The following is an 18,147-nucleotide window of genomic DNA, read 5'->3' on the forward strand; positions in this document are numbered from 1 at the left end:
ATAGGCCTTGGCGAGGCGTAAGCGAAGCCCTGCGTCCTTCCGCGCCCAGCGTGTGGGGACTACGGCTCTTCCTCACCCAGGAAGTCCTGCGCGAACTCGGGCGTCTCGCCCTCGTCCAGCGGATCCTCGATTTCCCCGTCCCGCAGGCCAGTGGGATCGGGCACGGAAAAGCCCGGCGGCAGGTTCAGGTCGAGCAGGCCGGCGGCCTTCATCTCCGCCATGCCAGGCAGGTCGGCCAGATTGGCCAAGCCGTAGTGCTCCAGGAAGGCGTCCGTGGTGCCGAAGGTAACCGGGCGGCCCGGCGTGCGGCGACGGCCGCGCATGCGGACCAGGCCCAGCTCCAGCAGGACGTCCAGGGTGCCGCGGCTGACCTGGACCCCACGCACGGCCTCGATCTCGGCGCGGGTGACCGGCTGGTGATAAGCGACGATGGCCAGGGTTTCCTGAGCGGCCTTGGACAGGCGGCGCGGCTCCTCGCGCTCCTCGGTCATCAGGTAGGCCAGGTCGGTCGCCGTGGTGAAGCGCCAGCGGTCCGCCACGCAGACCAACTCCACGCCCCTGCCCTCATAGCGGCGACGCAAGGCTTCAATCCCGGCCGCCACGTCGGCGCCCTCGGGCAGGCGGCGAGCGAGATCCGCCTCGCTGATCGGCTCGGCCGCCGCGAACAGCAGGGCCTCGATCGCCCGTTCGATCAGAAGTTCATCCATCACAGCAGCGTCGGTTCAGCCGCCGGCATTTCGCGGCGGCGCAGGTAGATGTCCTGGAAGTGCTCAAGCTGACGGGCCTCCAGCCCGCCCTCCTTCACCAGCTCCAGGCTGGCGGACAGGGTAGAGGCCACGAACGAGGCGCGGCTGGGCCCCTCTTCGCCCTGCGCGCCCTTGGGCGGGGCGACGGTGTCCAGGGTGGTCCAGCCCTCCATCTCCGGCAGCAGGGCGCGGAGGCGGTCGCGGGCTTCTTCCAGGGCGTAGGCGGTGGGCGGCTGCGGCGCGTACCGCCGGCTTTCCTCGCGCTTTCGCTGCGTGATGTAGGCGCTCATCAGACTGTAGAGGTCGCCCTCCAGCCGGGTCGAGGGCACGACCTTGATCGCCTCCGGGTCGCCGCGCGGGAAAATGTCCCGCTTCAGCAGCGGACGGCTGTTCAAGGCGTCGACGGCCTTGCGCATCATGTCGAGCTTGGCCAGGCGGAAGGCCAGCTGCGCGGCCATCTCCTCCGCCGGCGGCTCCTCGCCCTTGGGCCGTTCGGGCTTGGGCAGCAGCAGGCGCGACTTCAGGTAGGTCAGCCACGAGGCCATGACGAGATAATCGGCCGCCAGCGAGAACCTCAGGCGGCGCGCCTGATGCACGAAGGCCAGGTACTGTTCGGCCAGCTTGGTGATCGACAGCTTCAGCAGGTCGACCTTCTGGCTGCGCGCCAGAGCCAACAGAACGTGCAGCGGGCCTTCATAGCCATCGATGTCGATGACCAAAGCGACGCCGTCCTCGGCCGCCTCAGCCGCCGCATCGAAATCGAAGGTCGGCTGGAAGCTGCGGTCGTTCATCCCGCCAGCGTCCTGGAGACCGCGCTTTCGAAGCGGGCCCGTTCCTCGGCCAGATCAAACGGTTCGGGCCGGATCGCCAGACGGTTCATGGCCGCCTCTGCGCGCTTCTTGGCCTTGCCGAACAGGGGGCGGCAGCCGGCGACCACCGCCTTCATCTCGGTCATGTCGCCGTTGCAGTGGAGGACGACATCGCAGCCGGCGGCCAGGGCGGCGCGCGACCGCGCCTCGAACGAGCCCTTCAAGGCTTTCATCGACAGGTCGTCGCTCATCAGCAGGCCTTCGAAGCCCAGCGAATGGCGGATGGTCTGGGTGATGACGCGCTTGGAATGGGTCGCCGGGCGACGCCAATCGAGCGCGTTGTAGATGACGTGCGCGGTCATCGCCATCGGCATGTCCGACAGGGCGCGGAACGGCGGGAAGTCGCGGGCTTCCAGCTCCTCCAGGCTCGCATCGACCACCGGCAGCTCTTCGTGGCTGTCGGACCTAGCGCGGCCGTGGCCGGGAATGTGCTTGATTACCGGCAGGACGCCGCCGGCGATCAGTCCCTCGGCGGCGGCGCGGCCCAGGCGCGCGACCTGGTCCGGATCGTTGCTGTAGGCGCGGTCGCCGATGATCTCGTGGCCGTCGGGAGCCGGCACGTCCAGCACCGGCACGCAGTCGACATTGACGCCGATGCTGGTCAGGTCGTGCGCCATCAGCCGCGCGCCGAGGCGGACCAGCTCGCGGGCCGCCAGCGGGTCGTTGTGGCAAATCTCGGCATAGGCCCGCGCCGGCGGATAGCGCCGCCAGTGCGGCGGCTGCAGGCGGGCGACGCGGCCGCCCTCCTGGTCGATCAGGATCGGCGCGTCAGGACGCTCGATCGTCTCGCGAAGCTCGGCGGTGAGCCGCCGCACCTGGTCCGGCGTCTCGATGTTCCGCTTGAAGAGGATGAAGCCCCAGGGCCGCTCGGCCCTGAAGAAATCCTTCTCATGGCGGGTCAGGCGCGTGCCGGCGCAGCCCAGGATGCAGGCGTGGCTCACCTTGCCTCCGTCACTTCACGAAGCAGGACTTCCCGGCGCCCTTCAGGGCGTCGCAGAAGGCCTGGGCTTCCGACCGCGAGGCGAAGCCGGTGACCGAGGTGCGGAACAGGGTCTTGCCGTCGCGTTCGATCTGCTCGACGCGCTTGCCCTTGCCGGCCGCGGCGCCCGGCGCGATGCGCGCGGCGTCGTTCCAGCCCTTGTCCGCCAGGGCGGCCGAGGAGAAGGCGCCGATCTGGACGGCGGCCGCGCCACCGGAAGCGGCGGGAGCAGCCGTCGTGGCGGCTGGCGGCGTCACGACCTTGGCCGGAGCGGGCGGGGGCGCCGCAGCGGGCGGCGCCTTGGTCGGCGCGGGCGGCGGAGCGGCGGGCGTCGTGGGCGCGGTCTGGGCCGGCGGCAGGCCGGCCGACTGCACCGGAGCGGTGGACGGCGCGGGGCGCGGTTGGGGCTCTTCCGGCGGCGGCGCGAAGTTCGGGGTCGCCCCCTCCTCCGCCTGACCTTCGGAGCGATAGATCTGCAGGCCGGCGGCCGGATCGGCCGGCTGGGCGTCAAGCGGCGCGGGCCCCTTCATCTGGCCGGCGGGCTCGCCCACGGGCTGCGGCGCCTCGTTCGGGGCGCGCACGCCGCCGCGATAGATCAGGGCGATGGCCACGATCAGGGTCAGCAGCACCACGCCGCTGATGATCAGGGTCAGCGGAAAGGGGCGCGACCCGCGCACCGGACGGCGCGCGTCGAAAGCCAGGGGCTCGTCGGTATGGGGCGTGTAGGCGCCGCGCTCGGGATCAGACATCGAACCAGGAACTCCAGGAAACCAGCGCGGAGCGCAAGGCGAATCACACGCGCGTCGCAGCAGTTTATCGAAGGCCCGGCGGCTCCTGAACCGGCGGTTTCGCTAGTTCCAGACGTCCAGATGGAACAGCCGGCGGTGCTCTTCGATGGCGAAACGGTCGGTCATGCCGGCGATGTAGTCGCACACCACCCTGGCCCGACCGGCCTCGTCGCCGTTCTGCGACCGGATGAACCACTCGGTCGGCAGGACGTCGGGCTCGGCCATGAACAAGCTGAACATCTCGGCCAGAATGCGGCGCGCCTGGCTGCGGGTCCGGTTCACTTTCCAGTGGCGGTACATCCGCGTGTAAAGGAACTCCCGCAGGCGGGCGAGGTCCTCGGCCATGTCGGCCGAGAACGACACCAGGGCGTGATCCATGGCCCGCACGTCATTGGCGCTGGCGATGTGGCCGGCGGCGGCGCGCTGCAGGGTTTCGCCCATGACGTCGTCGATCATGGCCCCGATCATGCGGCGCACGGCCTCCATGCGGGTCAGGTCGGCGTTGAGGTCCGGACGCTCCGAGCGGACGGCCGCCAGGATCGGGCCGATCAGCGGCACGTCCATCAGCTCGTCCAGGGTGAACAGCCCGGCCTGCAGGCCGTCGTCCACGTCGTGGTTGTTATAGGCGATGTCGTCCGACAGAGCCGCCACCTGGGCCTCGGCCGAGGCCCAGCCGCCCAGCTCCAGGTCGTAGCCGGCGTTGAAGTCGACGACGGCCTTCCAGGACGGCTTGCCCAGCTTCGAGGTGACCGGGCCGTTGTGCTTGATGACCCCTTCCAGGGTCTCCCAGGTCAGGTTCAGGCCGTCGAAATCGGGATAGCGGCGCTCAAGGTCGGTGACGACGCGGAAGGTCTGGACGTTGTGGTCGAAGCCGCCCCACTGGGCCGCCTGCTTTTCCAATTCGTCCTCGCCGGCGTGACCGAACGGCGGGTGGCCCAGGTCATGGGCCAGGGCGATGGTTTCGGCCAGGTCGTGATCAAGTCCCAGTCCCGCCGCCAGGCTGCGGGCGATCTGCGCCACTTCCAGCGAATGGGTAAGGCGAGTGCGGAAGTGATCGCCCTCGTGGGCGACGAAGACCTGGGTCTTCTCCTTCAGTCGGCGAAAGGCCGTGGTGTGGATGATGCGGTCGCGATCACGCGCGAACGGGGTGCGCGTACGGCTGTCGGCCTCGGGGAACCGGCGGCCGCGCGATTTGGCGGCGTCTTCTGCGTAGGGAGCCCGGTACGGCGCGGAGGACGACATGTTCTGCCTCGATGATTGCCTGTCGCCCCTTTCGAAAGGGCGACGACTTGCTCATATAGGGAAAGCGTTAGTTTTCCACAGCCATGACAGACATTCCGGTCACCCTTTCCGAACCCGCCGCCCGCCGCATCCGCGCCATCTCCGAACAGGAAGGCGCGCCCGTGATGCTGCGCGTCGCCGTCGAAGGCGGCGGCTGTTCCGGCTTCCAGTACCAGTTCGATCTGGTGCGCGAGGCGGGTGAGGATGACCTGAAGATCGAGCGCGACGGCGCCGCCGCCCTGGTGGACGTGGTTTCGCTGGCCCTCTTGAAGGGCTCGGAAATCGATTTCGTCGATGAGTTGGCCGGGGCGGAGTTCCGCATCCGCAACCCGAACGCCAAGTCCAGCTGCGGCTGCGGCGTCAGCTTCTCGATCTAGCGCAGGAGGGAGGCGCGGGTCGCCTCCTCCCCCGGAAAGACCGCTTCTTAGCGACGACGTGCCGGCGGACGGCCCGGGCCACCGCCCAGACGCGGACCTTCGGTCTTGTGACGGAAGGTGATCCGCCCCTTGTCGAGGTCGTAGGGGGTCATCTCGACCGTCACGCGATCGCCAACCAGCGAACGGATCTTGTTCCGCTTCATGCGGCCCGCCGTGTAGGCGAGGATAACGTGGTCGTTGTCGAGTTGAACACGGAAGCGGCCTTCCGGCAGCAACTCCGTGATGACGCCTTCAAACTCGATGAATTCTTCCTTGGCCATGTGGCTCCGGGGGTTTGGTTAGTAATGACGAAAGCGCGCCGAAGCTCAACGCTTCGGCGCGCTCGGCTGTTTCGAGCGCGGGCGCGCTTACCACGCCCACTCCTGAAGGCCTATTAAGAAGCCTGCAGGTTCACAGCGGCTTCCTTGCCGCTGCGACGATCGCGTTCCAGCTCGTAAGTGACCTTTTGGCCGTCATTCAGCGACCGCAGGCCAGCGCGCTCCACCGCGCTGATGTGAACGAACACGTCCTTACCGCCGTCATCCGGTTGGATGAAGCCGTAACCTTTGGTCGTGTTGAACCACTTAACAGTGCCGGTAGCCATCTCAGCTCTCCGTTTAGATAAATTGGCGCGGTGAGGAGAAGCCCCACCAACGGTCGAAGTCTGAATGGTCGGCTTCTGGGCGATCCGCGCGCGGTAACGAGAGCGGAAGATAGAAACGGCGCGACAGATATCGATCGCGCGAAAAGTATGTGTGCCGGGCAAAATTGTCTAGAGGGCCGGGTTGTGCGGCAAATACGCCAAGACAACCGTCTTCAGGACAACGAAAACGCCGCGAGATCAGTCCGCCAGGCGGCAACGCGGTCCTTCAAGGCGTTGGCCAATTCATAGGGCGACAGGCCTTCCTGATCGATCACTTCCAGCACCTCATAGCGGAAGGCCGCCTCCCCCTCCGCCTTCCAGCAGGCTTGGAGGTTCCGGTCGGTATGCGAGCCGAGGCGAAGGCTGAACCACAGGCTGTTCTGCTGGGCGTCGAGGTTGCGCGAAACCCCGACCCAGACCTTTTCCCCCGCCTCACAACGCAGGGCGAACACCCCGATCCGCTTGGGCATCTCCTTGTAGGCCTGGACCAGGGCTTTGCGACGCTCGTTGTTCATGCCTCGCCGCCCCTCGCCAGGGTCAGGACGTGATCGCGAAGGTCGACGGGCCAGGAGCCCAGCTCCGCCTCCAGCTTGCCCAGGTCGCCGGCGAACAGCGCCCGGCTGCCCTCCTCGAACCCCGGCAGGTCGCCGCCGAGCGCGGACATGATGCGATAGGCCGCCTCGTGCGCACGGCGATCCTGACCGTCGCCCGCGGCCCGCGCCGCTTCGACCAGTCGCCGCAATGCGACCGAGGCGCCGCCCGGCTGCTCGGCCAGCCATTCCCAGTGACGGGGCAGCAGCGTGACCTCACGCGCCACCACGCCCAGCTTCGGACGCCCCCTGCCCCGGTGCGGCTCGGGTTCGGCATAGCGTTGCCGGACGTCCTCCTCATCACCGCGCAGCTCGATGTCGACCAGACGCCCCGAACGATCGAAGGTCAGCACGGTCTGGTTCGGATCGACCTTCAGCGCCCGCCAGACCGCGACGGCGACATCGGCCAAGGGGCCAGTCGCCACCCGACGCTGGCCGGCGAAGGCGGTGCAGATCTTTGGCTTGTCAGGAGAAGTCGCGTTGCTCATGCGCGACTTTTACCCGGGCGAAATATCCGCTGTCAATATCTCCCGGGTAATATCACCCGAAGAACGGATTGATCCCGATCGCCTCCAGCTGCGCCGGGCTCATGCACTCGTTCAGCTGATAGGCGGTGAACTTGTTGACCTGGGCGTTGGTCATGGAGCCCAGCTGATGCGTGCTCATCTGCTGGAGCTGCTCCTTGGTCAGCCCCGGAATCTGGGCCGGCATCAGGTAGCCGATCTGGGTCGTGCTGAACTGCCCCATCACGGTCGGCGAGAGCTGGCCGATCTGGGTCGGGGTCAGCGCCTTCATCTGGGACGGCGAGAAGCCGCCGATGTCGGCGATGTCGAAGGCTCCCAGCTGAACGCCGGACAGCCCCGCCATCTGGTCGCTGCTCAACTTGCCGATCTGCGAGGTGCTGAACGCGCCGATCGCCGTATTGGAGAAGGCGGCGATCTGCGTCGCCGAGAAGGCGCCGATCTGGGTGATGCTGAGCTCGCCCACATCCTCAGGGGTGAAGCCGCGGATCTGGGCCGCCGAGAGGCTGGAGATCTGGCCGCCGGACAGGGCCGCCACCTGGGTCGCCGTCAGGGCCGAAATCTCTTCCGCCGAGAAGGACGCCAATTGCGAGCCGCTCAGACCGGAAATCTGGGTGCTCGTGAACTCCGCCATGTCGGCGACGGTCAGTGCTTCCAGCTGCGAGGCCGACAACCCCTGGATCTGGGCTTGAGACAGGGCGCCGAAGCGGGTGGCGTCCATGCCCACGACGTTCGCGGCGGACAGCGCCCCGATCTGGGCGGCAGAGAACATCCCCACCTGGCCGCTCGTCAGGGCGTTGAAGTGCGTGGCGCTGAGGCTGCCGATATGCGTCGTCGTCAGGCCAGCGATCTGGGAGTTGTCCAGCGACGCCACTTGGGTCGACGTCATGGCCGCGAAGGCGTTGGCGGAGATCCCGCTGATCTGCGACGGGGTCAGGGCGTCGAGCTCAGTGATCGACAACCCGGCGATCAGCGTATCCGACAGCCCGCCGAACTGCGTCCCGGTCAACTGGCCGAGGCGGTTGCGGATGTGCCCGCTTTCCAGCGCCTGCACCTGGCTGGTGGAAAGGCCGCGGATCTGGGTGGACGACAGAGCGGCGAACTCGGTGCTCGTCATCTCCCGCAGGTTGGTCGCATCGACCGACCCCAGCTGCGTGGGGCTGAGCGCCGACAGCTGGGTGATGGTGAACTCCTCGAAATCGGCCAGGGACAGGCTGGCGATCTGGGTCGTGCTCAGCCCGCCGATCTGCGCGGTCGACAGCACGGCCACCTGCGTCGCCGTCAGGGCCGACAGAGCCGTGGCGTTGAGGGCCCCGATCTGGCTGTTCAGCAGCGCGGCGATCTGGGTCCCCGGCATTCCGCTGACCTGGGTCGCGGTCATCGCGCCGACCTGGGTGGTCGTCAGGCCCGTGAGCTGCGTCTTGGTCAGGCGGGTGATCTGAGTGACGTCCAGACTGGCGATCGCGGTCGTGGAGAAGCCGCCGACCTGGCTGGCCGACAGCGACGCGACCTGGGCGGCGTTGAACTCCAGCACGTCCTCGGGGCTGAGGCCGCCGATCTGGGTGGTCGTCAGCCCCTTCATCTGGGTGGTGGTCAGGGTGGCGATCTGCGTCGCGTCCAGCTCCGCGATTGCGGCGGACGACAGAGCGCTGAGCTGGGTGGCCGTGAGCGAGGCGATCTGGGTCGTGGTCAACGCCCCAATGGCGGTCTCGCCCATCGCCGCCAACTGAGTGGTCGTGAGGCCCTTTACCTGAGTAACCGAAAGCGCCGCGACCGCGGTGGGCGAAAGGCCGGAGATATTGGTCGCCGAGAACGCGGCCATCTGAGTGGGCGTGAAGGCGGCGAGCTGCGTGGCGGTGAACTCGCCGAAATCCTCGACGCTCAGACTCTTGAGCTGCGTCGCCGTCAGGCCGCCGACCTGCGAGGTCGTCAGCATCGCCACCTGAGTGGCGTTCAGACTGGCGAAGGCGGTGGTCGATAGCGCCGCGACCTGAGAGGGCGTCAAGGCGGCGAGTTGCTCGTCGGACAACTGCCGGAAGGCGTCGGCGTTCAAGGCCGCGAGCTGGGTCGGCGTCAGAGCGTTGAACTGCGTCACGCTCAACGCGTCGATATCGGTCTTGTCGAAAAGGGCCAGTTGCGTGGCCGTCAGGGCACGGACCTGTGTCGTGCCCAGCGCCGCCAGTTGGGAAGCGTCGAAGTCCGAGACCCCCGTGACGGAAAGAGCCGAGATCTGCGCTGCCGACATCGCGGCGATCTGGGTGGTCGTGAAGGAGGTGACGTCGTCCCGATCGAAACCCTTCATCTGGGTCGCCGTCAGGCCGCGAATCTGGGTGACGGTGAGGCCCGACAGCTCCTCGGGCGTCAATGATCCGATGTTGGTGGCCGACAGGGCCGCCAACTGCGCGCTGGTGAAGGCCGCGATCTGCTCGGAGTCGAACTCCGCGAAATCGTCCTCGCTCAAGCTGCGGAGCTGGGCGACGGAAATGGCTCGGACCTGGGTGGCGGACAGCGAGGCGACCTGCGCCGCGGTCAGCTCGGCCAGGGCGGATGTGGACAGGCCCGCGATCTGGCTTGGAGTCAGGTCGGCGATCTGATCGCTGTCGAACAAGGGCGTCAGAACCCCGACCTGAGCGCCGCTGAGCGCCGCCATCTGGGTGCTGGTGAACTCCCCGATGTCCGCCGCGTCCAACCCGCGGAGCTGGGTGGTGGTGAGCGCCTTGAGCTGGCTCGCCGACAGCACCTCCACCTGGGCCTGGTTGAGCGCCGAAATCGCGGTGGGCGAAAGCTGGGCGATCTGCGACGGCGCCAGAGCCGCGATCTGGGTCGGCGTAAGGGCGGCGATGCCGCTGACGTCAATGTCCTTCAGCTGGTTGGCGCTCAACGCCTTTAGTTGGGTGGTGGTCAGAGGGGCGGTGCTGCTGAGGACCGCCAGCCCCTCCGGGGTCAGGGCGTTGATCTGAAGCCCCGTCATCACGTTGATCTGTTCGGCGGTGAACTCGCCCAGATCCTCGATCGTCAGCCCCTTCATCTGCGACGCACTGAGCGCGCGAATCTGGGTCGTGGTCAGGGATGCGATGTCTTCCTCAGATAAGTCCGACAGGGCCGTGACCGAAATCTGCATGATCTGCGCCGTGGTCAGGGCCCGCAGCTGCGTGATGTTGAATTTCTCGAAGTCGGCCACATCCATCGACTTGATGTGAGGGATGCCGAGCCGGCCGATCTGGGTCACCGTCAGGCCGGCGATCTGATCCTCGGTCAGGCTACGGAACTGAGTGGTGGTGAGCGCCCCGAATTGAGAAGGATTGAGGCTGGAGATCTGGTCAGCCGAAAAACTCTTGAAGGCCTCCTCGGACAGTCCAGAAATCTGAGCCATCGAAAGGGCTCCGATCTGGGTCGAACTGAAGCGCGCGAGCATCGTCGGCTCGATCACGCCCATCTGAGCGACCGTCAGCCCCTTCATCTGGGTCACGTTCAGCGCCGCCAGCTGACCTTCGCTGAAGGAGCTGAAGAGTTCCGGCGTCAGGCTTCTGATCTGCGCGGCGGACAGCTGCTGAATCTGCGTGGCTGTGAATTCGGCGATGTCGTCGACCCCCAGCGCATTGAGTTGCGTGGCGGTGAGGGTCTTGAGCTGGGTTTCGTTCAGGCCGGCGATCTGCTCGGCGCTCATGGCCGAAAGACCCGCGCCAGTCAGCCCGCGAAGCTGAGTGGCCCCGAGCTGGCTCACCTGTTCAGCGGAAAACTCGCTGATGTCGTCCTCCGACAGCCCCTTCATCTGTGAGGCGGCGATGGATCGAAGCTGCGTCGCGGACAGCGCGGCGATCTGTTCGCGTGTGAGAGCGGAAAAGCCCGTTTCCGTGAAGGCGCTGATCTGCGCGCCCTTGAGCCCCGCGATCGCGCCTACGTCGACGGACGCGATCTGATTTTCCGTCAGCGCCCGGATCTGGCTCTGGTTTAAAACCGCGAGCTGCCCCGGACTGAAGGTGATGCCCGTGGCAAGACGCGGAATCTGGATGCGCGTCAGCGCCTTCACCTGCTGAGGCGACAGAGTGGCGAACTGCTCCGCGCTGACGGCTTCGATCGCGCTGCTGTTGATCGCCGCGATCTGGGACGGCGTCAGCAGCTTGAACTCCGACGGCGGCAGCTCCTGGAAGAATCCGGGCCCCAACGCGGCGATCTGGCCCGGCGTCAGCCTGTTGATCGGCGGAGTGTTCGAAACCGACGAAATGGTCATGAGGCGAAGGGACCTGATCCACAGCCTGGCGCGATCGAGAGTCCGGGAGCTTTCGCTCCTGGCCCCTAGCAGCCCCCGCCGCCCTCCACGTGGCGACGGCGACTGAGCGCCCGATCATCATCGACAGCCGAACAAGCCCCTGACCCTGCCCGACGCGAACCGGCGATACCGGTTGCGCGCGTCGAACCTAGCTGATTCCCGCAGTAGTCGTGACTATTAGGCTTAATCGGTCAGAGAGTGCTGTCAGCCCCGGCGAACGAGCACGACGCCGCCGATCACCAGCGCCAACCCCGCGACGCGGGTCAGATTGACCGGCCTTGCCGCCACGCCGAAGCCCCCGAAATGGTCGACGAGCACGCTGATCAGAAGCTGTCCGGCGACGAACAGGGTCATGGCCGAGGCGACGCCGATGCGGGGGATGGCGTAGGCCGCCGCGACCACGAAGACCGCGCCATAGAGGCCGCCCATCCAGGCGTACCAGGGCGCCGCCGCCGTGGCCCCGTAGTCCGGCCGCACGCGCAGCACCAATACGGCGATCAGCAGGATCAGGGTCCCGCCGGCGAAGGACATCAGCGCCGCGTTGACCGGACTGTTCAGCGGCCGGGCCAACAGCGCGTTGGTCGGCGCCTGGATCGCGGCCAGGCCTCCGCCGACGAGGCAGCCGATGATCGCGAAGACCAGGGACTTTGGCATCCGGTTCTTAGTCCTTCAGATAGGTGAGCGCGCCAAGGGCGGCGGCGCGCCCCGTCGCGAAGCAGGCTTGAAGCAGGTAACCGCCGGTAGGCGCTTCCCAGTCCAGCATCTCGCCGGCCAGGAAAACTCCGGACCGGGCCTTCAGCATCAGGTCGTCGTCGAGGCTGTCGAGACCGACGCCGCCGGCCGTCGAGATCGCGCGATCCATAGGCGCACAACCGATCAGCCTGATCGGCGCCGCCTTGACCAGCAGCGACAAGGCGACGGGCGTCGCGGGCAGGTTCACGCCGGCCGCCTCGCGCAGCAGGCCGATGGCGGCGGGCGACAGGTTCAGGGTCTTGCGCAGGAGGTTGGCGACGGACTCGCCCTTGCGCCCCCGCGCGAGCTTGTTCTCGATCTGCCCGGCGGAAAGGTCGGGACGCAGATCGATCTCCACGACCGCGCCGCCCTGCCCCTCCACGGCGTCCCGCAAGGGCGATGACAGGGCGTAGACGCCGCCGCCCTCCAGCCCGTAGGCGGAGAGCATGATCTCTCCCTTCACCTGACGACCCGCGAACGACAGCCCAACGGCTTTCAGAGGCGTTCCGGCGAAGCGGTCGCGGAAGATCTCGCTCCAATCGACCAGGAAGCCGACATTGCTAGGACGGAACGGCGCGACCCGCGCGCCGGCCGCCTCAAGCGTCGTCGTCCACTGACCGTCCGAGCCGAGCTTGGCCCAGCTGCCGCCGCCAAGGGCGAGGATCACGGCGTCCGCGCGAACGCTTTCAGGCCTTTCCGGGCCGTTGAAGACGAGCTCTCCCGCCTCGTTCCAGCCGGTCCAGGTGCGGCGCAGGCGAAAGCTCACGCCCTGCGCCTCCAGCCGCCTCAGCCATTCGCGCAGCAGCGGGGAGGCCTTCATGGCCTTTGGAAACACGCGGCCGCTCGATCCGACGAAGGTCGGCTGGCCCAACCCCTCCGCCCACTTGACCAGCGCCTTGGGCGGAAAGGCCTCGATGATACCGCGCAGACGCTCCGTCGCCGGACCGTAGCGGCGAAGGAAACGGTCGATCGGCTCGGAATGGGTGAGGTTCAGCCCGCCCCGCCCAGCCATCAGGAACTTGCGGCCAAGGGACGGCATGCGGTCGTAGACGGTCACCGCCAAGCCCGCCGCGCTCAGCACCTCCGCGGCCATCAGGCCGGCGGGGCCGCCGCCGACAACGGCGACTGAGAGGGGCTTGGACGGGTTCATCGCCCGCTATCTGCCTCGCCCGCCCCGCGTCGCCAAGTCATGAAGTTCAGGGGCGGCCATCGCCTGGCGCGGCGGCGGCCTCGATCAGGGCGACGATCATCGCGTTCATGGGCGTGGCGACGCCGTGCTTGGCGCCCAGCCGGACGATGACCCCGTTGCGCGCGTCCAACTCCATCGGCCGACCGGCGGCGCGATCAGCGTGCAGGGAATTCACGCTGTCGGCGGGGCCGGAGCGATAGCCATCGACCACTGACTGCCCCAGATCGTCAGGCAGGATCGCGCCCTCAGCTCGGCCCACGGCGACGCACTCGGCGACCAGGGCCTTCATGATCCCGGCGACCGGCTCACGGTGCGCGACGCCGGACGGCTTGAGGGTCAGGGCGTTGACGGCGCCCGCGCAGTTCAGGGCCAGCTTGCGCCAGGCGGCGGTCTTGAAGTCGTCCGTGGTCGAGACCGCGATCGGCGTATGGGCGAACAGACCCATGAAGGCGTCGCCGTCCAGACCAGCCGGAACCAGGATCGTCCCCATGCGCCGCTGGCGGATGCGGCCCGGCGCGGCGCGCTCGGCCGGGATGTCGACCACGGCGGGCACGATGACCCCGCCAGGCAGATGCGGCGCGAACCGCTCAACATGCTCGACGCCGTTCTGCAGGACGGCGATACGGGTCTGAGGGCCGACCAACCCTTTCAGCCAGGCCAGCGCGCCGGGGGCGTCATAGGCCTTGGTGCAGATGAGAACCCAATCGACCGGCGTCGCGTCGGCCGGGTCAGTCAGCAAGGCGGGCGTCGCGGCGATCTCGCCATCCGGCGTTTCCACGCGCAGTTGGTCGAAGGTCGTGCGGACGCAGACCGTGACCTCGTGCTCCGAGTTCTGGGCCAGCCAAGCGGCGACGGTCCCGCCCACCGCGCCGGGGCCGACGATGGCGATCTTCTGCATGGTCATCCCCTATGGAAACCGGTGTCGAGGCGCAGCACAGATACGGCCGCATTCGAAGTCTTGAACAGCATGCGGGGCGTCGCCAACTGTCCCGAAAGCTCAGCTTGAGCCGCCAAAGGAGGAGACGCCGATGACCCTGTCCATGAGCCAACTGACCCTGCCCGCCCTGACGCGCGGCCTGCGCATCCTCTCGGAGCTGCTGACCAAGGGCGAGGCCTGGGCCGCCGCCAACGGCGTCGATCCGGCCGAACTGACCGCCGGCCGTCTGTTCGAGGACATGGCTCCGCTGACCGCGCAGGTTCAAAGCGTCAGCGACACCTCCAAGTTCGCCATCGCCCGCATCTCCGGCGTCGCCGGCCCCACCATGGCGGATGACGAAGTCACCTTCGCCGACCTGCAGGCCCGCATCGCCAAGACGCTCGCCTATCTCGAAAGCGTCGATCCCTCGACGCTGGACGGGACCGAGGGCAAGACCATCGAGCTGAAGTTCCCCAACGGTGAATTCAGCATGACCGGCAGCGCCTATCTGACCGGCTTCGTCCTGCCAAATTTCTATTTCCACCTGGTCACGGCCTACGACATCCTGCGTCACAAGGGCGTGCCGCTGGGCAAGCTGGACTATCTGGGCGCCATCGCCTGATTTCGGTCGCGCGCCGGGGCGGCTCTTGCCCCGGCGGCGCAAACCCGCCCTACTCCCCTTCTGCCTTGAGCTGGGGAGTTGTTCATGAGCCTGCGCCTTTCCGCCGCCTTCGCCGTCATCGCCTTCGCATCGTCCGCCTCGGCGCAGACGCCGGCGCAGAAGGTCGACGCGGTCGCCGACCGTTTCGTCGCCGAGACGATGAACTACAACCCCTCGGCCTCCTATTCGACCGGCCTGAAGGCGCCGACCCACGCGCGCTATTACGACAACAGCGAAGCCGGCATCCGGGCGTTCGAGGCCAAGCTGGACGCCATCGAGGCCGACGCCCGCGCCATCGACGCCAAGGCGCTGGATCCGCAGCAGGCCATCACCCTGGCGGTGCTGATCGACGGCCTGGAGTCCGACCGGGGCACGCGGGTGTGCAAGTCGCATCTGTGGAACCTGAACCACATGTTCGGCTGGCAGAGCTATCTGGTGCGCACGGCCCTGGAGCAGCCCGTGGGCGAGGCCGACCTGCGGGCCCAGGCCCTGCAACGCGCCGGCTCGATACCCAAGTTCGTCGCGACCGAAACCGCCAACCTGCGCAAGGGCCTGACCGAAGGCTACGCGGCGCCGAAGCCCGTGGTGGCTCGGGTCATCAAGCAGATCGACGGCATGATCGCGGCCGATCCGCTGAAGTCGCCGCTCTACTCGCCAGCGTCCCGCGACAAGGACGCGGCCTTCGGCGCGGCCCTGGCCAAGGTGATCACCGACCAGATCAATCCCGCCCTGAAGCAGTACCGCGACTTCCTGCAGACCGAGTACATGCCCAAGGCGCGCGACACCCTGGGTCTCAGCGCCCTGCCGAACGGCGCGGCCTGCTACCAGGCGCAGCTTCGCGGCTACACCACCCTGGACCGGACGCCCAAGCAGGTCTTCGACCTCGGCTCGGCGACCGTCGCGGCCAACGCCGAGATCGTCAAAGGCCTGGGCCAGAAGCTCTACGGCACCCAGGACCTGAAGGAGATCGCCAAGCGCACCGCCGAGACGCCCGCCAACAAGCTGGCGTCGGAGGACGAGTTCATCACCTACACCCGCCAGATCGTCGACAGCTCCCGCGTCGCCTCGGCGGCCCTCGTCACCAAGCTGCCGGATCAGGACATGGTGGTGAAGCCGTTCGAACCGTTCATGCGCGGCTCCGGCGTCAGCTCGCACTACGAGATGTCGGCCGACCCGAAGAAGCCCGGGACCTATCGCATCGCCTCTGAGAAATGGGCCAGCGAGACCAAGGGCGGGGCCGAGATCACCGCCGTGCACGAAGGCTGGCCCGGTCACCACTTGCAGATCGCCATGGCTCTGGGGGTGAAGCGACACGACCTGTTCAAGGTCGCCTTCAACTCGGCCTATGTCGAAGGCTGGGCCCGCTATTCCGAAGCGCTGTCCGAGGAGGTCGGGATCTACACCAGCGATTATCCGAAGATCAGCCGCCGCATGTGGCCGGCGCGGGGCATGGTGCTGGATCCGGGCATCCACATCTTCGGCTGGACGCGGGAGCAGGCCGCCGCCTACGCCCAGGAAAGCGGCCGCTTCCAGGGTGACGAGGCCGATGACCTGGTGGATCGCATCGCCGTCCTGCCGGGCCAGCTGACGGCCTATGACAGCGGCGGCCTGGAGATCTTCGCCCTGCGCAAGCAGGCGGAAGAAGCGCTCGGCCCGAAGTTCGACCTGAAGGCCTTCCACGACGCGGTGCTGAAGAACGGGGTCGTGCCGCTGAAGGTCCTGCGCTCGGAAGTCGAGGCCTGGATCGCGGCGGAGAAAACCCGAAACTGAGCCGCACAACTTTCGCGCGCACGTCGCAGAAATGGGGCTAGAGTGATCCTTGCAGGCCATGAGGCGGACTTATCATCGCCCCATTCGCGGGCGAGCCTGCCGTCACCAGAAGAGGAGATCGCGATGACCGAGATCCACTATGGCGTTGTCCGGGTCGCCGGGCGCTGGCGCCTTATCGGCCAGGGCTTGAACCTGGACAGCTATGACAGCCGCAAGGCCGCGACCCGCGCGGCCCTGCGCCTGACATCCTTCGCCTCAGGGCTGGGCGTGCCGGTCGACCTGCATGTGCAGGACGAGAACGGCGGCCTGCGCCGCAAGCGCATCAGCCTGGGCGGTCGCGCCTAGTCCTCGCGGAAGTAGGGCTCGACCACGCCGTTCAGCTTCACGGTCATGGCTTCGCCCTTGCGGTTGACCGACTTGCCGACGCTGACCCGCACCCAGCCTTCGCTCACGCAGTACTCGTCCACGTTCGTCTTCTCGACGCCGTTGAAGCGGATGCCGACGTTCCGTTCCAGGATCTCGGCGTTGTAGTGCGGGTTGTTCGGGTTGACCGAAAGGCGGTCGGGCAGCGTGTCGGACATGTCGGCTCGCGGAAGAAATGATGGATTGGCGGCTCAATAGCCGGGCGATTGCGGCGTGAACAGCCTGATCCGCCGTGGCGAAGCTTCCGACGGGCTCCTAAGTTAGCCGCGATCCTCCCCTCCCCAGGCGATTCTCATGAAGACCGGCGCCCTGCCCCTGACGCACTTCCTGCTGGCGTTGGCCACGGTGTTCATCTGGGGGACCAACTTCGTGGTCATCCGCGTGGGGCTGGATCACCTGCCGCCCCTGCTGTTCGCCACCCTGCGCTTCTCGCTGGTGGTGCTGCCGGCGATCTTCTTCATCAAGAAGCCGCCGGTGCCTTGGTCGAAGCTAGCGAGCTACGGCGTGCTGATCGGCGCGGGCCAGTTCGGGCTGCTGTTCATCGCCATGCGCGGACACATCACGCCGGGCCTGGCCTCGCTGATCGTCCAGACCCAAGTGGTGTTCACAATCGGCATGGCCATGGCCCTGACCGGCGAGCGGGTGAAGACCTATCAGTGGTTCGCCTTGGCGCTGGCCGCCACAGGCGTCGGCATCATCATGATGCACGTCGGCGGCGACGGCACGACGCCCCTGGGCGTGCTGCTGATCCTCGGCGCGGCGCTGAGCTGGGCCGGCGGCAACATGGTGGCCCGCAGCGCCGGTCAGGTGAACATGCTGGCATATGTGGTCTGGTCGAGCCTGTTCGCCATCCCGCCCCTGTTCGCCCTGTCGCTGATCACCGAGGGCTGGCCCGCCATGGTCGCCGGCGTCCAGCAGGCCGACGCCGTCACCTGGGCGGCGGTGCTGTGGCAATCGGTGGGCAACAGCCTGTTCGGCTATTCGGTGTGGGGCTGGCTGCTGGCGCGCCACCCCGCGGCGACCATCAGCCCGCTGGCCCTGCTGGTGCCGGTATTCGGCATGGGGGCCTCCGCCTTCTTCCTGCACGAACCGCTCCAGCCGTGGAAGCTGGGCGCGGCCGCGCTGGTGCTGGGCGGGCTGGCGCTGAACCTGGCGTGGCCGACGGTTCGCGCCCGCTTCCTGACCCCGGCGGCCTAGCTTCGGTCGACCTTCTCCTCCCCCTTCTCCCTCGATGGGAGAAGGGCCGGGGATGAGGGTGATGCGGCGGTTGGGTTCTGCGCGGCGGAACGGCCGCAGTCACCCTCACCCTCGATCCCTCTCCCATCAAGGGAGAGGGAGGCGTGATTCAGCGCC

The 18,147-nt window shown here is 67.5% G+C and carries 18 protein-coding genes and 1 pseudogene; 5 read left to right on the forward strand and 14 right to left on the reverse strand.

Annotated elements, in window-relative coordinates; translation table 11 throughout:
* Positions 1-59: 59 nt before the first annotated feature.
* From scpB to ABOZ73_RS02325, 5 genes are all read right to left on the reverse strand, one after another.
* Positions 60-707 (reverse strand): SMC-Scp complex subunit ScpB, encoded by a 648-nt coding sequence (gene scpB / locus ABOZ73_RS02305; RefSeq protein ID WP_369060380.1) that lies wholly within the window; start codon positions 705-707, stop codon positions 60-62.
* Positions 707-1,537, reverse strand: a complete 831-nt coding sequence (locus tag ABOZ73_RS02310) for a ScpA family protein (protein ID WP_369060381.1) — start codon at positions 1,535-1,537, stop codon at positions 707-709. Before ABOZ73_RS02310 ends, scpB begins: the two co-directional genes overlap by 1 nt.
* Positions 1,534-2,556, reverse strand: coding sequence for a beta-N-acetylhexosaminidase (gene nagZ / locus ABOZ73_RS02315; protein ID WP_369060382.1), 1,023 nt, complete (start codon positions 2,554-2,556; stop codon positions 1,534-1,536). The genes ABOZ73_RS02310 and nagZ overlap by 4 nt, the downstream gene beginning before the upstream one ends.
* Before the next feature lie 10 nt (positions 2,557-2,566).
* Entirely contained in the window at positions 2,567-3,343 is a 777-nt protein-coding gene (locus tag ABOZ73_RS02320) for an SPOR domain-containing protein (protein ID WP_369060384.1), read from the reverse strand.
* Positions 3,344-3,445: 102 nt separating this feature from the next.
* Positions 3,446-4,624 (reverse strand): deoxyguanosinetriphosphate triphosphohydrolase, encoded by a 1,179-nt coding sequence (locus ABOZ73_RS02325; protein ID WP_369060385.1) that lies wholly within the window; start codon positions 4,622-4,624, stop codon positions 3,446-3,448.
* 83 nt (positions 4,625-4,707) lie between these two features.
* Here ABOZ73_RS02325 and erpA point away from each other — a divergent pair, with 83 nt between their 5' ends.
* Positions 4,708-5,040, forward strand: a complete 333-nt coding sequence (gene erpA, locus ABOZ73_RS02330) for an iron-sulfur cluster insertion protein ErpA (protein ID WP_277787417.1) — start codon at positions 4,708-4,710, stop codon at positions 5,038-5,040.
* A gap of 104 nt (positions 5,041-5,144) precedes the next feature.
* Here erpA and infA read toward each other — a convergent pair.
* The 8 genes and pseudogenes from infA to ABOZ73_RS02370 all read right to left on the reverse strand — a co-directional run.
* A pseudogene (gene infA / locus ABOZ73_RS02335) lies at positions 5,145-5,360 on the reverse strand (translation initiation factor IF-1); the annotation flags it as partial.
* Positions 5,361-5,473: 113 nt separating this feature from the next.
* Complete coding sequence (locus tag ABOZ73_RS02340; protein ID WP_269716641.1) at positions 5,474-5,683, reverse strand: cold-shock protein; 210 nt, start codon at positions 5,681-5,683, stop codon at positions 5,474-5,476.
* 212 nt (positions 5,684-5,895) lie between these two features.
* The gene (locus ABOZ73_RS02345) at positions 5,896-6,237 is read right to left on the reverse strand and encodes a GIY-YIG nuclease family protein (RefSeq protein WP_369060388.1); all 342 of its coding nucleotides are present in this window, start codon (positions 6,235-6,237) and stop codon (positions 5,896-5,898) included.
* The gene (locus ABOZ73_RS02350) at positions 6,234-6,800 is read right to left on the reverse strand and encodes a DUF2239 family protein (RefSeq protein WP_369060390.1); all 567 of its coding nucleotides are present in this window, start codon (positions 6,798-6,800) and stop codon (positions 6,234-6,236) included. The genes ABOZ73_RS02345 and ABOZ73_RS02350 overlap by 4 nt, the downstream gene beginning before the upstream one ends.
* Before the next feature lie 52 nt (positions 6,801-6,852).
* A complete protein-coding gene (locus tag ABOZ73_RS02355) occupies positions 6,853-11,064 on the reverse strand; it encodes a hypothetical protein (protein ID WP_369060392.1) in 4,212 nt (1,403 codons plus the stop codon).
* Positions 11,065-11,307: 243 nt separating this feature from the next.
* A complete protein-coding gene (locus ABOZ73_RS02360) occupies positions 11,308-11,757 on the reverse strand; it encodes a DMT family transporter (protein WP_369060393.1) in 450 nt (149 codons plus the stop codon).
* A gap of 7 nt (positions 11,758-11,764) precedes the next feature.
* On the reverse strand, positions 11,765-12,985 hold the full coding sequence (locus ABOZ73_RS02365) for a TIGR03862 family flavoprotein (protein WP_369060394.1): 1,221 nt from the start codon (positions 12,983-12,985) through the stop codon (positions 11,765-11,767).
* A gap of 46 nt (positions 12,986-13,031) precedes the next feature.
* On the reverse strand, positions 13,032-13,922 hold the full coding sequence (locus ABOZ73_RS02370; RefSeq protein ID WP_369060396.1) for a 2-dehydropantoate 2-reductase: 891 nt from the start codon (positions 13,920-13,922) through the stop codon (positions 13,032-13,034).
* Positions 13,923-14,052: 130 nt separating this feature from the next.
* Here ABOZ73_RS02370 and ABOZ73_RS02375 point away from each other — a divergent pair, with 130 nt between their 5' ends.
* The 3 genes from ABOZ73_RS02375 to ABOZ73_RS02385 all read left to right on the forward strand — a co-directional run bounded on the left by ABOZ73_RS02375 (position 14,053) and on the right by ABOZ73_RS02385 (position 16,716).
* A complete protein-coding gene (locus ABOZ73_RS02375) occupies positions 14,053-14,562 on the forward strand; it encodes a DUF1993 family protein (RefSeq protein WP_369060398.1) in 510 nt (169 codons plus the stop codon).
* 84 nt (positions 14,563-14,646) lie between these two features.
* Positions 14,647-16,371, forward strand: a complete 1,725-nt coding sequence (locus ABOZ73_RS02380; RefSeq protein ID WP_369060400.1) for a DUF885 family protein — start codon at positions 14,647-14,649, stop codon at positions 16,369-16,371.
* A 123-nt stretch (positions 16,372-16,494) separates the two neighbouring features.
* Positions 16,495-16,716 (forward strand): hypothetical protein, encoded by a 222-nt coding sequence (locus tag ABOZ73_RS02385; protein WP_369060402.1) that lies wholly within the window; start codon positions 16,495-16,497, stop codon positions 16,714-16,716.
* Here the strand turns inward: ABOZ73_RS02385 and ABOZ73_RS02390 are convergent.
* Positions 16,713-16,952 carry a DUF3297 family protein gene (locus tag ABOZ73_RS02390; protein ID WP_369060403.1) on the reverse strand — a complete coding sequence of 80 codons (240 nt, stop codon included), beginning with the start codon at positions 16,950-16,952 and terminating at the stop codon, positions 16,713-16,715. The genes ABOZ73_RS02385 and ABOZ73_RS02390 overlap by 4 nt on opposite strands.
* 136 nt (positions 16,953-17,088) lie before the next feature.
* Between ABOZ73_RS02390 and ABOZ73_RS02395 the strand changes: the two genes are divergently transcribed.
* A complete protein-coding gene (locus ABOZ73_RS02395; protein WP_369060404.1) occupies positions 17,089-17,991 on the forward strand; it encodes an EamA family transporter in 903 nt (300 codons plus the stop codon).
* Positions 17,992-18,147 lie beyond the last annotated feature (156 nt).

It is taken from the genome of Caulobacter sp. 73W (assembly GCF_041021955.1).
Lineage (GTDB): Bacteria > Pseudomonadota > Alphaproteobacteria > Caulobacterales > Caulobacteraceae > Caulobacter.

What these genes read in the sequence shown, in the direction of transcription:
- scpB (WP_369060380.1), bottom strand. Translation starts at nt 707, where the DNA reads ATGGATGAACTTCTGATCGAACGGGCGATCGAGGCCCTGCTGTTCGCG.
- ABOZ73_RS02365 (WP_369060394.1), bottom strand. Translation starts at nt 12,985, where the DNA reads ATGAACCCGTCCAAGCCCCTCTCAGTCGCCGTTGTCGGCGGCGGCCCC.
- ABOZ73_RS02375 (WP_369060398.1), top strand. Translation starts at nt 14,053, where the DNA reads ATGACCCTGTCCATGAGCCAACTGACCCTGCCCGCCCTGACGCGCGGC.
- ABOZ73_RS02345 (WP_369060388.1), bottom strand. Translation starts at nt 6,237, where the DNA reads ATGAACAACGAGCGTCGCAAAGCCCTGGTCCAGGCCTACAAGGAGATG.
- ABOZ73_RS02355 (WP_369060392.1), bottom strand. Translation starts at nt 11,064, where the DNA reads ATGACCATTTCGTCGGTTTCGAACACTCCGCCGATCAACAGGCTGACG.
- ABOZ73_RS02385 (WP_369060402.1), top strand. Translation starts at nt 16,495, where the DNA reads ATGACCGAGATCCACTATGGCGTTGTCCGGGTCGCCGGGCGCTGGCGC.
- ABOZ73_RS02390 (WP_369060403.1), bottom strand. Translation starts at nt 16,952, where the DNA reads ATGTCCGACACGCTGCCCGACCGCCTTTCGGTCAACCCGAACAACCCG.
- ABOZ73_RS02380 (WP_369060400.1), top strand. Translation starts at nt 14,647, where the DNA reads ATGAGCCTGCGCCTTTCCGCCGCCTTCGCCGTCATCGCCTTCGCATCG.
- ABOZ73_RS02320 (WP_369060384.1), bottom strand. Translation starts at nt 3,343, where the DNA reads ATGTCTGATCCCGAGCGCGGCGCCTACACGCCCCATACCGACGAGCCC.
- ABOZ73_RS02310 (WP_369060381.1), bottom strand. Translation starts at nt 1,537, where the DNA reads ATGAACGACCGCAGCTTCCAGCCGACCTTCGATTTCGATGCGGCGGCT.
- ABOZ73_RS02395 (WP_369060404.1), top strand. Translation starts at nt 17,089, where the DNA reads ATGAAGACCGGCGCCCTGCCCCTGACGCACTTCCTGCTGGCGTTGGCC.
- ABOZ73_RS02370 (WP_369060396.1), bottom strand. Translation starts at nt 13,922, where the DNA reads ATGCAGAAGATCGCCATCGTCGGCCCCGGCGCGGTGGGCGGGACCGTC.
- ABOZ73_RS02360 (WP_369060393.1), bottom strand. Translation starts at nt 11,757, where the DNA reads ATGCCAAAGTCCCTGGTCTTCGCGATCATCGGCTGCCTCGTCGGCGGA.
- erpA (WP_277787417.1), top strand. Translation starts at nt 4,708, where the DNA reads ATGACAGACATTCCGGTCACCCTTTCCGAACCCGCCGCCCGCCGCATC.
- ABOZ73_RS02325 (WP_369060385.1), bottom strand. Translation starts at nt 4,624, where the DNA reads ATGTCGTCCTCCGCGCCGTACCGGGCTCCCTACGCAGAAGACGCCGCC.
- ABOZ73_RS02350 (WP_369060390.1), bottom strand. Translation starts at nt 6,800, where the DNA reads ATGAGCAACGCGACTTCTCCTGACAAGCCAAAGATCTGCACCGCCTTC.
- ABOZ73_RS02340 (WP_269716641.1), bottom strand. Translation starts at nt 5,683, where the DNA reads ATGGCTACCGGCACTGTTAAGTGGTTCAACACGACCAAAGGTTACGGC.